The sequence below is a fragment of the Sphingomonas sp. dw_22 genome (assembly GCF_018449795.1).
Classification (GTDB): Bacteria; Pseudomonadota; Alphaproteobacteria; order Sphingomonadales; family Sphingomonadaceae; genus Sphingomonas.
In genome coordinates this window covers 130,515-142,897 of the sequence record NZ_JAAVVE010000005.1, presented here as the reverse complement: position 1 = coordinate 142,897, position 12,383 = coordinate 130,515, and the positions used below count along the sequence as shown (strand labels likewise).

Annotated in this window: 15 protein-coding genes and 1 pseudogene; 11 read left to right on the top strand and 5 right to left on the bottom strand. The window is 68.9% G+C overall.

The features are described from left to right. Positions 1–355: pseudogene (locus HB724_RS04140) on the top strand (MATE family efflux transporter); the annotation flags it as partial. 233 nt (positions 356–588) lie between these two features. Here the strand turns inward: HB724_RS04140 and HB724_RS04135 are convergent. Beyond that, a complete protein-coding gene (locus HB724_RS04135; protein WP_213979637.1) occupies positions 589–1,314 on the bottom strand; it encodes an MJ0042-type zinc finger domain-containing protein in 726 nt (241 codons plus the stop codon). A gap of 172 nt (positions 1,315–1,486) precedes the next feature. Here HB724_RS04135 and ftsE point away from each other — a divergent pair, with 172 nt between their 5' ends. The 4 genes from ftsE to HB724_RS04115 are packed head-to-tail and all read left to right on the top strand — an operon-like array spanning position 1,487 to position 4,279. Then, positions 1,487–2,188 carry a cell division ATP-binding protein FtsE gene (gene ftsE, locus HB724_RS04130; RefSeq protein ID WP_213979636.1) on the top strand — a complete coding sequence of 234 codons (702 nt, stop codon included), beginning with the start codon at positions 1,487–1,489 and terminating at the stop codon, positions 2,186–2,188. Then, positions 2,185–3,069 carry an FtsX-like permease family protein gene (locus HB724_RS04125; RefSeq protein WP_213979635.1) on the top strand — a complete coding sequence of 295 codons (885 nt, stop codon included), beginning with the start codon at positions 2,185–2,187 and terminating at the stop codon, positions 3,067–3,069. Before ftsE ends, HB724_RS04125 begins: the two co-directional genes overlap by 4 nt. After that, complete coding sequence (locus tag HB724_RS04120) at positions 3,066–3,596, top strand: ElyC/SanA/YdcF family protein (RefSeq protein WP_213979634.1); 531 nt, start codon at positions 3,066–3,068, stop codon at positions 3,594–3,596. The genes HB724_RS04125 and HB724_RS04120 overlap by 4 nt, the downstream gene beginning before the upstream one ends. Continuing rightward, complete coding sequence (locus HB724_RS04115; protein WP_213979633.1) at positions 3,596–4,279, top strand: lysophospholipid acyltransferase family protein; 684 nt, start codon at positions 3,596–3,598, stop codon at positions 4,277–4,279. The genes HB724_RS04120 and HB724_RS04115 overlap by 1 nt, the downstream gene beginning before the upstream one ends. A gap of 135 nt (positions 4,280–4,414) precedes the next feature. On the opposite strand, the gene HB724_RS04110 is transcribed toward HB724_RS04115, so the two are convergent. Together HB724_RS04110 and hisC are read right to left on the bottom strand one after the other, a co-directional pair. Further along, complete coding sequence (locus HB724_RS04110; RefSeq protein ID WP_213979632.1) at positions 4,415–5,323, bottom strand: prephenate/arogenate dehydrogenase family protein; 909 nt, start codon at positions 5,321–5,323, stop codon at positions 4,415–4,417. A gap of 3 nt (positions 5,324–5,326) precedes the next feature. Beyond that, positions 5,327–6,421: a histidinol-phosphate transaminase gene (gene hisC / locus HB724_RS04105; protein WP_213979631.1), complete on the bottom strand. Its 1,095-nt coding sequence runs from the start codon at positions 6,419–6,421 to the stop codon at positions 5,327–5,329. A 64-nt stretch (positions 6,422–6,485) separates the two neighbouring features. On the opposite strand from hisC, the gene HB724_RS04100 reads away from it, so the two are divergent. Genes HB724_RS04100 through HB724_RS04080 form a run of 5 tightly spaced genes read left to right on the top strand, consistent with a single transcriptional unit; the run spans position 6,486 to position 11,082 of the window. Then, on the top strand, positions 6,486–8,045 hold the full coding sequence (locus tag HB724_RS04100; RefSeq protein ID WP_213979630.1) for an NAD(P)/FAD-dependent oxidoreductase: 1,560 nt from the start codon (positions 6,486–6,488) through the stop codon (positions 8,043–8,045). A 31-nt stretch (positions 8,046–8,076) separates the two neighbouring features. After that, the gene (locus tag HB724_RS04095; protein WP_213979629.1) at positions 8,077–9,210 is read left to right on the top strand and encodes a homoserine O-acetyltransferase; all 1,134 of its coding nucleotides are present in this window, start codon (positions 8,077–8,079) and stop codon (positions 9,208–9,210) included. Next, on the top strand, positions 9,210–9,632 hold the full coding sequence (locus HB724_RS04090) for a GNAT family N-acetyltransferase (RefSeq protein WP_213979628.1): 423 nt from the start codon (positions 9,210–9,212) through the stop codon (positions 9,630–9,632). Before HB724_RS04095 ends, HB724_RS04090 begins: the two co-directional genes overlap by 1 nt. Further along, positions 9,629–10,225 carry a methionine biosynthesis protein MetW gene (gene metW, locus HB724_RS04085; RefSeq protein ID WP_213979627.1) on the top strand — a complete coding sequence of 199 codons (597 nt, stop codon included), beginning with the start codon at positions 9,629–9,631 and terminating at the stop codon, positions 10,223–10,225. The genes HB724_RS04090 and metW overlap by 4 nt, the downstream gene beginning before the upstream one ends. Next, positions 10,222–11,082: a pirin family protein gene (locus HB724_RS04080; protein ID WP_213979626.1), complete on the top strand. Its 861-nt coding sequence runs from the start codon at positions 10,222–10,224 to the stop codon at positions 11,080–11,082. Before metW ends, HB724_RS04080 begins: the two co-directional genes overlap by 4 nt. Positions 11,083–11,135: 53 nt before the next feature. Here HB724_RS04080 and HB724_RS04075 read toward each other — a convergent pair whose 3' ends face one another. Continuing rightward, on the bottom strand, positions 11,136–11,579 hold the full coding sequence (locus HB724_RS04075) for a hypothetical protein (RefSeq protein ID WP_213979625.1): 444 nt from the start codon (positions 11,577–11,579) through the stop codon (positions 11,136–11,138). Between the two features lie 20 nt (positions 11,580–11,599). After that, positions 11,600–12,166 (bottom strand): single-stranded DNA-binding protein, encoded by a 567-nt coding sequence (gene ssb / locus HB724_RS04070; protein ID WP_213979624.1) that lies wholly within the window; start codon positions 12,164–12,166, stop codon positions 11,600–11,602. Positions 12,167–12,208: 42 nt separating this feature from the next. On the opposite strand from ssb, the gene HB724_RS04065 reads away from it, so the two are divergent. Next, positions 12,209–12,382, top strand: coding sequence for a DUF4169 family protein (locus HB724_RS04065; RefSeq protein ID WP_213979623.1), 174 nt, complete (start codon positions 12,209–12,211; stop codon positions 12,380–12,382). Position 12,383 lies beyond the last annotated feature (1 nt).

Below are 12,383 nucleotides of genomic sequence, written 5' to 3'. Positions count from 1 at the left end.
GCTGCTGATCGCCGCGCCCGCGCCGGTGGTGGACCTGTTCCCCGCCACCCCCGCAGTCCATACCATGGCGATCGCGATGCTGCCGGTCTGGGGGCCGTTCATCCTGTTCGACGGGATGCAGGTGGTGTTCGTCTATGCGCTGCGCTCGCTCGGCGATCAGGTCGCGGCGGGCGTCAACGGCATCATCGCCTTCTTCGTCATCACCGGCGGCGTCGGGCTATGGCTCGTCCATCTCGACATGGGCCCCAACGCGCTGGTCTTCGCCTCCGGCATCGGCATGGTCGTCGCCGCCCTGCTCAACGGCAGCCGCCTGGCCTGGGTTGGGGTCCGCATTCAATACCGGCGATGGCCGTGATCGCCCGGAGAGCGGCGCTGGCAAGGAGCGCCGCGCAGTCGCGTAGCTGAAGCTACGCGCAAGCAAGCGACGCCGTCCAGCGCAGCTCTCCGGGCGACCGCAAAGCGGCGGGCGGATTGGGCGCACGGCGGCGTCGCTCGTCGGTCACGATGCTTCGGCATCGCTCCCTCCTCACTCCTGGCCGTGCGCCCAATCCGCTCCGTCACGACCGTCGCCGGTATTGAATGCGGACCCTAGCCGCCGATTTCGCTCGCAAAGCTGAGCTGCACCACCTTGGCGCTGGCCGGCACGTCCACCTTGGCGCCGTTGAACTCGATCGTGCCCTTGCCGTCGAGCGCGCGGACCTGCGGGGTGATCCGCCAGCTATAGACCAGCCGGTCATGCGCGTCGGTCAGCTCCACGCGGATATCGGGCACCGATTGCCTGCTGCCCGTGGGATTGACCACCTTGCCCGAGACCATGAACAGCTCGCTGCCATTGGCCATGGTCCGCCGCTCCACCGCCTTGTCGGTGAAGAGCAGGGGCGTATTCACTTCGCCGCCGATGCCGAGCCCCAGCTGCGCGGCGATCCCCGGCGCGCCCGAATAGAGGATGGCGGCGGTGCCGAGCAGCATCGACACGCCGGCGACGATCGCCGCCACGGTCCAACGCCGCGCGGGATTGCGGCGCGGCTTGAACGGCGGCTGCGGCGCGAAGGGATCGTAATCGGGAACGTCCGGCGCGGCTGCCACCGGATCCTCGAAGACCCGGGGCGGCTCGGGTGGCGGCGGCGTGGCCTCGCGCTGGACGGCAGGCGCCGGCTGGCCGTCGCCCGGCGCGGCGCGGGTGGCGAGGTCGAGGATCTCGGGCGCCTGGAACCAGCTATGCTTGCAGCTCGCGCACCGCACCGTGCGCCCCTCGCCGATCGCGCTGTCGGGGACGAGGTACCGGGTACGGCACTGGCTGCATTCCAGGATCATTGCTTGTTCTCGCTGAGCGGCAACCCCTGGCCGCTGAACGCGATTCTAACCCCAACGACTCGGCGCAGCAAGAGTCACGCCATCTTTGCCTCCAGCCGGACGACTTGAGCCTCCCCGGCGGCTGTGCGATGGCTGGCCGGCCGAACGGATAGGGAGGACGGCCGAGCGGCGCATGGCGAACATCGTTCAATTCGAGAATGTCGGCCTGCGCTACGGGACGGGACCGGAGACGCTTTCGGACGTGAGCTTCACGCTCAGCACCGGCGCCTTCTATTTCCTCACCGGCCCCTCCGGCGCGGGCAAGACCTCGCTGCTCAAGCTGCTTTACCTCGCCCAGCGGCCGACGCGCGGCACGGTTCGCCTGTTCGGCGAGGATGCCGGCGCGCTCCCCCGCCAGCGCCTGCCCGGCTTCCGCCGCCGCATCGGCGTGGTGTTCCAGGATTTCCGGCTGGTCCCGCACCTTTCCGCCTATGACAATATCGCCCTGCCGCTGCGCGTCGCCGGCGTCTCCGAAGGCGATATCGAGGCGCCGGTGCGCGAGATGCTCGAATGGGTGGGCCTCACCGATCGCGGCCGCGCGCGCCCTCCCACGCTGTCGGGCGGCGAGCAGCAGCGCATCGCCATCGCCCGCGCGGTGATCGGCCGGCCCGAGATCCTCGTCGCCGACGAACCCACCGGCAACGTCGATCCCGACATGGCCGAGCGGCTGCTCCACCTGTTCGATTCGCTCAATCGGCTGGGCACCACCGTCGTCGTCGCCACGCACGACTTCCACCTCATCAACCGCATCCCGAGCGCACACATGATGCGGCTGGAGAAGGGGCGGGTGAGCGATCCCACCGGCGCGCTGCGCAATCCGCCGGGGCGGCCATGAGGCTCCAGCTCAATCCCAACGCCGCCGATCGCCGCCTGCTCGACGAAGGGCGGCGCACCCGCGCGATGATCTGGATCATGGCGATCATGGTGTTCCTCACCGTGCTGGCCGGCGCGCTGGGTCTCGGCATGTTCGCCGCCACCGCCCAGCTCGACCGCGATCTCGCCGGGCGGCTGACCGTCCAGATCGTCGAGCCCGATCCCCAGCGCCGCGACGCCCAGGCCGCCGCCGTCCTCGCCGAGATCCGCAAATTGCCGGGCGTCACCCGCGTCCGCGAAGCCGATCGCGCACATCTGGCCGAGCTGCTCAAGCCCTGGCTCGGCGATGCGGGGCTCGATCCCGACCTGCCGATGCCGGCGATGATCGACGTCGACTTGGCACGCGGCGACAGTGCCGCCGTCGAACGGGCCGCGCGGCGGATCGCCCCGGGCGCGCGGGTCGATCGCCACGCCCAATGGCTGTCGCCGGTGCGCGATTTCATGACGACGATGACGCTGCTCGCCGCCGGGCTGATGCTGCTGATCGCCGCCGCGACCGCCGCCGTCGTGCTGCTCGCGGCACGATCGGGGCTGGACACGCACCGCGACACGATCGAAGTGCTCCACATGCTCGGGTCCACCGATATCCAGGTCGCGCGCCTCTTCCAGCGGCGCATCGCCTTCGACACGCTCGTCGGCGGGCTCGGCGGCACCGTGGCGGCGATGGCGCTCGTCTGGCTGCTCCAGTCGCGGATGGCTGCGCTCGGATCGGAGATGCTGGGCGGCGTCGCGCTCCAGCCGCGCGACTGGTTCCTGCTGCTGCTCCTGCCGCTCGGCTTCGCGCTGCTCGCGACGGTGGCGGCGCGGCTGGCGGTGCTCGGCGCGCTGCGGAGGATTCTGTGATCTGGCGCCTCGTCGTGCTGCTGGTCCTCGCCTGGGCGGTGGGGTTCGGCGTCTTCCTGCTGACGCTCGGCAAGCCGCTCGACGGGCGCAGGACCGATGCGATCGTGGTGCTGACCGGCGGCTCCGGCCGCATCGCGCGCGGGCTCGACGTGCTGCGCGCCGGCGATGCCGAGCGGATGCTGGTGAGCGGCGTCGATCCCGATGTCCGCCCGCACGAGCTGGCTGCCCAGTTCAAGAACGACCGCGAGCTGTTCGCTTGCTGCGTCGATCTCGGCCATGAATCGGTCGACACCCGCTCCAATGCCGAGGAGACCGCCCGCTGGGTGCGCCAGCATCGCTACAAGAGCGTGCGGCTGGTGACGTCGGACTGGCACATGGCTCGTGCCCGGATGGAGCTTTCGCACACGCTGGCCGGCGTGGAGATCGTCGGCGACGGGGTGCGCAGCCGCCCCGGCTATGCGATGCTGTTCCGCGAATATCACAAGCTGCTGGTGCGCCGCGTGGCGCTGTGGCTGGGCGCCGACTGATGGCCTGGCTGCGCACGCTGGCCTTCGCGATCGTCTTCTACGGCCTGTCGGTGCCGATGGTGCTGTTCGTGCCGGTCGTCGGCCTGGTGGGCGGGATGGCGCTGCGCCGCTATGCGATGGCCTGGGTGTCGCTGCTGCGCTGGTCGGCGGCGAGCATCCTCGGCATCCACACGCGGATCGAAGGCACGATCCCGCCCGGCCCGGTATTGTTCGCGGCCAAGCATGAATCGATCTTCGAGGCGATGGAGCTCACCCGCCTGCTCGGCTCGCCCGCCACGGTGATGAAGCGCGAGCTGACGATGATCCCGATCTGGGGTTGGGCGGCGCGGCGCTACGGCGTGATCGTGGTCGATCGCACCGCCAGCGCGTCGGCGCTCCGCGCGATGATGAAGGACGCCAAGGTGGCGCTGGCCGAGGGCCGCTCGGTGATGATCTTCCCCGAGGGCACCCGAGTCCTGCCCGGCGAGGCGCCGCCGCTGCGCTCGGGCTTTGCCGGCCTTTACCGGATACTCGGCCTGCCGGTCGTGCCGATCGCCGTTAGGAGCGGCCATGTCTGGCCCCGCAAGGGTCCGAAGCGCGCCGGCATCATCACCTTCCGCTTCGGCGAGCCGATCCCCCCCGGCCTCCCCCGCGCCGAGGCCGAGGCACTGGTCCATGCCGGGATCAACCGGCTGAACGATTAGGCTTCCAATGTAGGATTTCGCCTGCCAGCCTCCGCGCGGCTCTTTCTCATCGCTGGTCCCCCGGAATCCGAAAATCGGGGAAGAAGGATTTTTCGCAATACCGGTGTCAACCGTGTCAACCGATCCGGGCCGGGATCAATCGTGCGCGCGTCCGAAATCGGGTGCGGCATCGTCCTGGCCCTGCTCGATGATCGAGCGGCGGATGGCGCGGGTCTTGGTGAACAGGTCGAACAATTCGTCGCCCTTGCCCCAGCGTATCGCCCGCTGGAGCGCGCTCAGATCCTCCGAGAAGCGCTGGAGCATGTCGAGCACCGCTTCGCGATTGGCGAGGAACACGTCGCGCCACATCGTCGGATCGGACGCGGCGATGCGGGTGAAATCGCGGAAGCCGCCCGCCGAATATTTGATGACCTCGGACTGGGTGACTTCCTCCATGTCCGAAGCGGTGCCGACGATGGTATAGGCGATGAGGTGCGGCAGGTGGCTGGTGACCGCGAGCACCCGGTCGTGATGGTCGGGCGCCATCGTCTCGACCAGCGCGCCCAGCCGCCGCCAGAATTCGGAGACCCGCTCGATCGCGAGTGGATCGGTCCCCTCGGGCGGGGTGACGATGCACCAGCGATGGTGGAACAGCGTGGCGAAGCCGGCCTCCGGCCCGCTGTTCTCGGTGCCCGCCACCGGATGCGCGGGCACGAACACGGTGTTCGGAAGCACCGCGCGCACCGCCTCGATCACGCTTTCCTTGCACGATCCGACATCGCTGACGATCGCCTCGGCCGGCAGGTCCGCCGCGATCTCCGCCGCCGCCTCGCCCATCGCGCCGACGGGAACGCACAGGATCACCAGATCGGCGTCGATCACCGCCGCGCCGGCGCTGTCGGCCACATCGTCGCAAAGCTCGATGCGCACGGCGGTCTCGCGCACCGCCGGATCGGCGTCATAGCCGGTCAGCCGCACCGTCGGCATGTTCTGCCGGACCGCGCGCGCGATCGACGAGCCGATCAGGCCGAGGCCGATGACGGTGACGCGGGCGAAGGGCAGCATCGCTCAGCCGCCCACGATCTCGCGCAGCGCCGCGGCGACGCCCCGGATCTCGTCCTCGGTGCCGATGGTGATGCGCAGCCCATGCGGCAGGCCCTGCCCGGGCAGCCAGCGGACGATATAGCCCTTGTCCATCAGCGCCTTGTACGCCGTCTCGGCGCGCGCTTCGCCTTCGAACAGCACGAGCTGGAAATTGGCCTTGGACGGGACCGCGCGCAGCCCCTTGTTGCCCAGCGCCTCGATCTGCCCGGCGAACCAGCCGCGCCACTCGCGATTGTGGCGATAGCTCCGCTCGACGAAGTCGGTGGCGCCCAGCGCCGCGATCGCCGCCTTCTGCGCCGCGGTCGAGAAGTTGAACGGCGCGCGGATGCGGTGCATCGCCCCGATCATCTCCGCCGCGCCATAGCCCCAGCCGACCCGCTCCGAGGCGAGGCCGAAGATCTTGGAGAAGGTGCGCGTGACCAGCACGTTCCCGGTCGTCCGGGCGAGCTCCAGCCCGCCATCATCGTCCTCGGGATCGAGATATTCGGTATAGGCCTGGTCGAGCACCAGCAGCACGTCCGCCGGCAGCCCCGCATGGAGCCGGGCGATCTCGGCCCTGGTCGTGTAGGTGCCGGTCGGGTTGTTCGGATTGGCGACATAGACGATCCGCGTCCTGTCGGTCACGCAGGCGAGGATCGCATCGACGTCGGTCGCATAATCCCTGTCCGGCGCGACCACCGGCGTCGCGCCGACGCGGCGCGCGGCGATGTCGTAGACCGAGAAGCCGTAGCGGACGTAGATCACCTCGTCGCCCACCCCGGCAAAGGTGCCGGCGGCAAGGTGCAGAACCTCGTCCGATCCGGTGCCGTAGATGATCCGCGCCGGATCGAGCCCGTAATGCGCGCCGATCGCCGCGCGCAGATCGGCGGCGGCGGCATCGGGATAGCGCTCGAGCTGCGTCGCCTCGGCCGCAAAGGCGGCGCGTGCCGCGTCGGACGTGCCGAACGGGTTCTCGTTGGACGAGAGCTTGGCGACCTTGCGGCCGTCATCGGTGGTCGACCGCCCCGGAATATAGGGGGCGATTCCCATGATCCACGGCTTGGGTGTAGGTACGTTCATGGCCGGGCGGATTGGCGGAATGCCCGGCGAATGGCAAGCTGTGCAAAACTGTGCGGAGGGCGGCATGCGGGCAGGCACCGGTTTGTGGCAGGCGCTGGAGGCAGCGCGGCGAAGCAATCTGCGCGAGGCGGGCGAGGCACCGCCGACAGCCGGGAGCCCGGGCACGACACGGCGGGCTTTGCTCAAGGGGCTGGTCGCGGCGGGGCTGGTCCCCGCGCTTCCCCGCCCAGCCCACGCCTTTCGCGGCGGCCGCGTCGCGATCGTCGGCGGTGGAATGGCGGGGCTCAGCGCGCTCCACCATCTGCGCGAGGCGGGCGTGGACGCGCATCTCTACGAGGCGCGCGGGCGGAGCGGCGGGCGGATGTTCACGCATCGCCCGGCTCAGGGCACGCCGTTCGAAGCGGGCGGGCAACTGGTCAACACCGATCATGCCGACATGCACGCGCTGGCCGGCCGGTTCGGCATCGAACTGATCGACCGCAAGGCCGAGCCGCACCGCACGCTGATCCTGGCGGGCAGCCATGTGGTGGCCGAGGATTCGCTCGCCGAGGCGCTGCGCCCGATCGCCGCGCAGATCGCCCGCGACGCGGACCGGATCGACCGCAGCCCGCGCATCGCCGCCGAGCTCGATCGCCTCTCGATCCGCGGCTATCTCCAGCGCCACGCCGCACTGATGCCGGACGCCTGGGTCCTCGACCTGCTCGAAGCGACCAGCCGCACCGAATATGGCGTCGAGCCTGACAAGGCATCGGCGATCACGCTGATCTGGAACCTGCCCACGGTCGACGGGCAGCGCATCGAAGTGCTCGGCGAATCGGACGAACGCTTCGCGATCCGGGGCGGCAGCAGCGCGCTGGTCGAGGCAATGGCGGAGGCGCAGCGCGGTCGGATCAGCACCGGCAAGCGCCTGCTCGGCATCCGGTCGGCGCGGGAGGACCTCACTCTCTCCTTCCTCGACGGCTCGACCACCGAAGCAGAGACTGTGATCCTCGCCGTCCCCGCGCCGATCACGCGGCAGATCGACTTCGCGGTGCCGCTGCCTTCGGCCTGGCGGGCCTATATCGCGGCAATGGAACTGGGCCGGAACGAGAAGGTGCAGGCCCGGGCCACCGAGGCCGTCTGGAAGGCGCCGATGGGTACAGGCGGCGAGCTTTGGCAGAGCGCGGCGGATGCCGGCTATGCGCTGGGCTGGGATGGCAGCGTCCACCTCACCGATACCGTCGATCCCGTCTGGACCTGGTTCCTGGGCGGCAACGAAGTCGATGCGGACGACAGTCCCGAGGCGCTGGCCCAGCACTTCGCCGCCAGCGCCGAATCCGCCCTGCCGGGTATCGGCGCGGCGACTCGCACAGGTCCGTTCCGCCGCACCGCCTGGCATCGCGACCCGCTGACGCTCGGCGCCTATTCGACCTTCGCGCCCGGCCAGCTCACCCGCTTCGGCCATCTGATGTGGCTGGAAGACGAAGGACACGGCGCCACCCAGGTCGCCGGCACCGGCAGCATCCTGTTCGCCGGCGAGCATCTGTCGGACGCCTGGCCCGGCTATATGAACGGCGCCGCGCAGACCGGGCGGCTCGCGGCGGAAGCCGTCACCGGCAAGCGGGCGCTGCGCCACGCCGCTTGAACCGGGGACCGCGCATCCCTAGTCAGGCGCCATGTCCGACGATCCGCGCTTCGGCCCAAAGTTCGGGCTTGCCCGCTCGGTGACGCTGCCGGGGCCGCTGCGCCTCGATGGCGGCGTGCTGCTGTCGCCGGTCGATATCGCCTATGAAACCTATGGCACGCTGGCACCCGACGGCGGCAATGCGATCCTCGTCTGCCATGCACTGACCGGCGACCAGCATGTCGCCTCCACCCACCCCGTGACCGGCAAGCCCGGCTGGTGGGCGCGGATGGTGGGACCGGGCAAGCCGATCGACACCGACCGCTATTTCGTCATCAGCTCGAACGTGCTCGGAAGCTGCCTCGGCTCGTCGGGGCCGGCCAGCATCAACCCCGCCACCGGCAAGCCCTGGGCGATGACCTTCCCCGTCATCACCATCCGCGACATGGTGCGCGCCCAGGCGATGCTGCTCGACCATCTCGGCGTCGCGCGGCTGTTCGCGGTGGTCGGCGGATCGATGGGTGGGATGCAGGCGCTGAGCTGGGCCGCGACCTGCCCCGAGCGCGTTGCCTCGGCCGTGGTGATCGCCAGCGCCGCGCGGCATTCGGCGCAGAACATCGCCTTCCACGAAGTCGGCCGCCAGGCGGTGATGGCCGATCCCAAATGGCGCGGCGGCGATTATTACGAATCCAACGATCCGCCGACCGCCGGCCTCGCGGTGGCGCGGATGGCGGCGCACATCACCTATCTCTCCGAAGCGGGCCTCACCGCCAAGTTCGGCCGCAAGCTCCAGAGCCGCGAGAGCAAGACCTTCGGCTTCGACGCCGATTTCCAGGTGGAGAGCTATCTGCGCCACCAGGGGCTGAGCTTCGTCGATCGGTTCGACGCCAATTCCTATCTCTACATCACCCGCGCGCTCGATTATTTCGACCTGGCCGAGGAGCATGGCGGGATGCTCGCCAATGCGTTCCGGGGCTCGCCGCCGCGCTTCTGCCTGGTGAGCTTCGACACCGACTGGCTCTATCCCACCTCCGAATCGCGCACGATCGTCCATGCGCTGAACGCTGCGGGGGCGCGGGCGAGCTTCGTCGAACTGAAGTCGCCCTTCGGACATGACGCCTTCCTGCTCGAAAGCCCCGAGCTCGATCGGGTGATCGGCGGCTTCCTCCGCGCGGGAGAGGCATGATGGGTTACCGGCTTTCCTTCGATCCCGCCGACCAGCAGATCGACCTGATCCATGCCTTCCTGAGCGGCGCCTATTGGTCGAAGGGCATTCCGCGCCACATCGTCGAGGCCGCGGTGGCGAACAGCCTGTGCGTCGGCATGTTCGACGAGGAGAACGAGCAGGTCGCGTTCGCCCGGCTCATCACCGATCGGGCGACCTTCGCCTATCTGGCCGACGTGTTCGTGCTGCCGGCGCATCGTGGCCAGGGGCTGGCACGGCAGATGCTAGAGGCGCTGCAGGGGCATCCCGAGCTCCAGGGCCTGCGCCGCTGGCTGCTGTTCACCCGCGACATGCAGCCGGTCTATGCCAAGCTCGGCTGGACGCCGATCCCGCATCCCGAGCGCTGCATGGAACGGCACTTCGTGGATTTGTACGAGCGATGAGCCTGCGTCCCGACCTTGCCGTCATCGCCGCCAATGTCGCGCCCGGTGCCCGTGTGCTCGATGTCGGCTGTGGCGACGGGGCGCTGATGGCGGCACTGCGCGACGAGCGCGGCGTCGATGCGCGCGGGCTGGAGATCGATCCCGACAATGTCGCCGCCGCCATGGCCCGCGGGCTTTCGGTGGTGCAGGGCGATGCCGAAAGCGACCTGGCCGACTATCCCGATGCCAGCTTCGACTATGCGATCCTCAGCCAGACGCTCCAGACGACGAAACGGCCCGACTGGGTGCTGGAGCAACTGCTGCGCATCGGCCACCAGGCCTTCGTCTCCTTCCCCAATTTCGCGCATTGGCGGGTGCGCGCCTCGCTGCTGTTCGGTGGGCGGATGCCGGTGACGCGGCTGCTGCCGCTCAAATGGTATGCCACGCCCAATATCCACCATGTCACGGTCGACGATTTCCGCGCGCTGCTGAAGGAGCGCGGGATCGCGATCCAGGGCTGCTGGTTCCTCTCAGGCGACCAGCAGACCGGATCGGCGATGGCGAACCTGCTCGCAGAACACGCCGTGTTCCTGCTCGGCAAGGAAGAGGCATGACCCGCCGCACCGTGATGCGCCTGCACCCCGCGATCCGCGACGATATCGGCGACCTGGTGACGCACCGGCCGGTGCCGGGGCCTGCGATCGGCAATGTCGGCGCCTTCCTGTTCCTCAACCATCATGGACCGCAGCTCTATCCGCCGAACAATCGCGGCCTGCCCTTCGGTCCGCATCCGCATCGCGGCTTCGAGACGGTGACCTTCATCCTGGAGGGCGAACTGGCGCATACCGATTCGGCCTGGCATGAGAGCGTCATCCGCAAGGGCGGCGTGCAGTGGATGACCGCGGGCAGCGGCATCGTCCATGCCGAGGTCTCGCCCGCCGATTTCCGACGCGACGGCGGGCCGATGGAGATCCTCCAGCTCTGGGTGAACCTGCCAGCCCGGCTGAAGATGACGCGCCCGCGCTATGTGGGCGTACAGGCCGATGCGATCCCGGCGGTAGAGACGGACAAGGCCAGGGTCCATCTCGTTTCAGGCGAATTCGAGGGGCAGGCCGGTGCGATCGAATCGCTGAGCGGTGTATTCCTGACCTGGGTCGAGGTGCGGCCCGGCGCGGAAGTGACGTTCGAGGGGCTGCTTGGGCGCGACGTGTTCCTCTATTCCGCGCGCGGCGCCATCGAGGTGGCGGGCACCCGCATCCCGCAATTCAACCTGGCCGAGCTGGACGAGGGCGGCTCGGTGACGATCGCCGCGCATGAGCCCGCGCTGTTCCTGTTCGGCCATGCCGATCCGATCGACGAGCCGATCGCGGCACACGGGCCGTTCGTGATGAACACGATCGAGGAGATCCACCAGGCCTATGCCGATTATCGGGCGGGCAGGTTCGGCGTGGCGGAGATCGTCGAAGCCTGATCGGCCCGCAGACCCAGGCGGTATCCTGCGTGGTAAGGGATTGTTCGCCCGGCCTAGATGTCCTTGCCCCAGTTGACGGTCACGCGGGTCTGGCCGTTCACCGTATCGACGACCACCATCAGGCTGCGCCGGCGTTCCTCCCCGGCGGAATACATCTTGTCGGTGGCAAGGCGCTGGCCGAGGCCCGAGGCATTGGCCTGGCCGCGCGACCAGCCGAGCACTTCGGCGGGCTTTGCCTTGGTCAGATAGACGATCGTGCCGCTGACATGATTCTTCTGCCCGTCCGGCCCGGAGATGCAGGTAGTGATCTTCGCATCGGTATAGAGCGGCACGAAATCGGGCGGCGCCTGGCCGCAATCGGTGGCCGCGGTGAGCGCGGCAGGCGTGCCCCCGGCAGCCGCCACGGCGACATTCTGGGCGACCGGATCGTCGGTGGACTTGGGAGAGCCGCCGCACGCCGCCAGCAACAGCCCCGCCGCCAGCACCGCCTGTCGCATCGCGCTCTCCCGGACCCGGCTCAGAACGGCACGTCGTCGTCGAGATCGTCGGGGAAGCCACCGCCGCCGAAGCCGCTTCCACCGCTGCCGCCGGGAGCGGCGGCGCCACGCTGTCCGCCACCGTTGAAATTGCCGCCGCGGCTGGAGGACTGGCCGGAGAATTCGTCGCCACCGCTGCCGGCCCAATCGTCACCGCCGCTGCTGCCGCCGCGCGCCGCGCCGCCGCCCTGGCCGGGCGCGCCGTCGAGCATGGTCAGCACCGAATTGAAGCCCTGGAGTATGATCTCGGTCGAATAGCGGTCCGCACCCGACTGGTCCTGCCACTTGCGGGTCTGCAAGGCGCCTTCGATATAGACCTTGCTGCCCTTGCGCAGATATTTCTCGGCGACATTGGCCAGGCCTTCGTTGAAGACCTTTACGGTATGCCACTCGGTCTTTTCCTTGCGCTCGCCGGTGGCGCGGTCCTTCCAGCTTTCCGAGGTGGCGATGCGCAGCTCGACCACCTTGCCGCCGTTCTGGAAACTGCGCGATTCGGGATCGCGGCCGAGATTTCCGACCAGGATCACCTTGTTAACACTGCCCGCCATGGAAACTCCGCCTTGAAATCTGTAATCGAGTAGAGGGACGATATGGCCGAGATCATCAATCTGAACAAGGCGCGCAAGGCCAAGGCACGGGCGGACAAGCCAGTTCGTGCACAGGAAAATCGCGTGCGCTTCGGCAGGACCAAAGCGGAGAAAGCCGCGGACTCCGCCGAGACCGCGAAGATCGACCGGCTGCTCGACGATTCGAAGCGGGATTGAG

Excerpts from the sequence above, each read along its gene's own strand:
- HB724_RS04135 (WP_213979637.1), bottom strand. The coding sequence starts at position 1,314 with ATGATCCTGGAATGCAGCCAGTGCCGTACCCGGTACCTCGTCCCCGAC.
- ftsE (WP_213979636.1), top strand. The coding sequence starts at position 1,487 with ATGGCGAACATCGTTCAATTCGAGAATGTCGGCCTGCGCTACGGGACG.
- HB724_RS04125 (WP_213979635.1), top strand. The coding sequence starts at position 2,185 with ATGAGGCTCCAGCTCAATCCCAACGCCGCCGATCGCCGCCTGCTCGAC.
- HB724_RS04115 (WP_213979633.1), top strand. The coding sequence starts at position 3,596 with ATGGCCTGGCTGCGCACGCTGGCCTTCGCGATCGTCTTCTACGGCCTG.
- HB724_RS04110 (WP_213979632.1), bottom strand. The coding sequence starts at position 5,323 with ATGCTGCCCTTCGCCCGCGTCACCGTCATCGGCCTCGGCCTGATCGGC.
- hisC (WP_213979631.1), bottom strand. The coding sequence starts at position 6,421 with ATGAACGTACCTACACCCAAGCCGTGGATCATGGGAATCGCCCCCTAT.
- HB724_RS04100 (WP_213979630.1), top strand. The coding sequence starts at position 6,486 with ATGCGGGCAGGCACCGGTTTGTGGCAGGCGCTGGAGGCAGCGCGGCGA.
- HB724_RS04095 (WP_213979629.1), top strand. The coding sequence starts at position 8,077 with ATGTCCGACGATCCGCGCTTCGGCCCAAAGTTCGGGCTTGCCCGCTCG.
- HB724_RS04090 (WP_213979628.1), top strand. The coding sequence starts at position 9,210 with ATGGGTTACCGGCTTTCCTTCGATCCCGCCGACCAGCAGATCGACCTG.
- metW (WP_213979627.1), top strand. The coding sequence starts at position 9,629 with ATGAGCCTGCGTCCCGACCTTGCCGTCATCGCCGCCAATGTCGCGCCC.
- HB724_RS04080 (WP_213979626.1), top strand. The coding sequence starts at position 10,222 with ATGACCCGCCGCACCGTGATGCGCCTGCACCCCGCGATCCGCGACGAT.
- HB724_RS04075 (WP_213979625.1), bottom strand. The coding sequence starts at position 11,579 with ATGCGACAGGCGGTGCTGGCGGCGGGGCTGTTGCTGGCGGCGTGCGGC.
- ssb (WP_213979624.1), bottom strand. The coding sequence starts at position 12,166 with ATGGCGGGCAGTGTTAACAAGGTGATCCTGGTCGGAAATCTCGGCCGC.
- HB724_RS04065 (WP_213979623.1), top strand. The coding sequence starts at position 12,209 with ATGGCCGAGATCATCAATCTGAACAAGGCGCGCAAGGCCAAGGCACGG.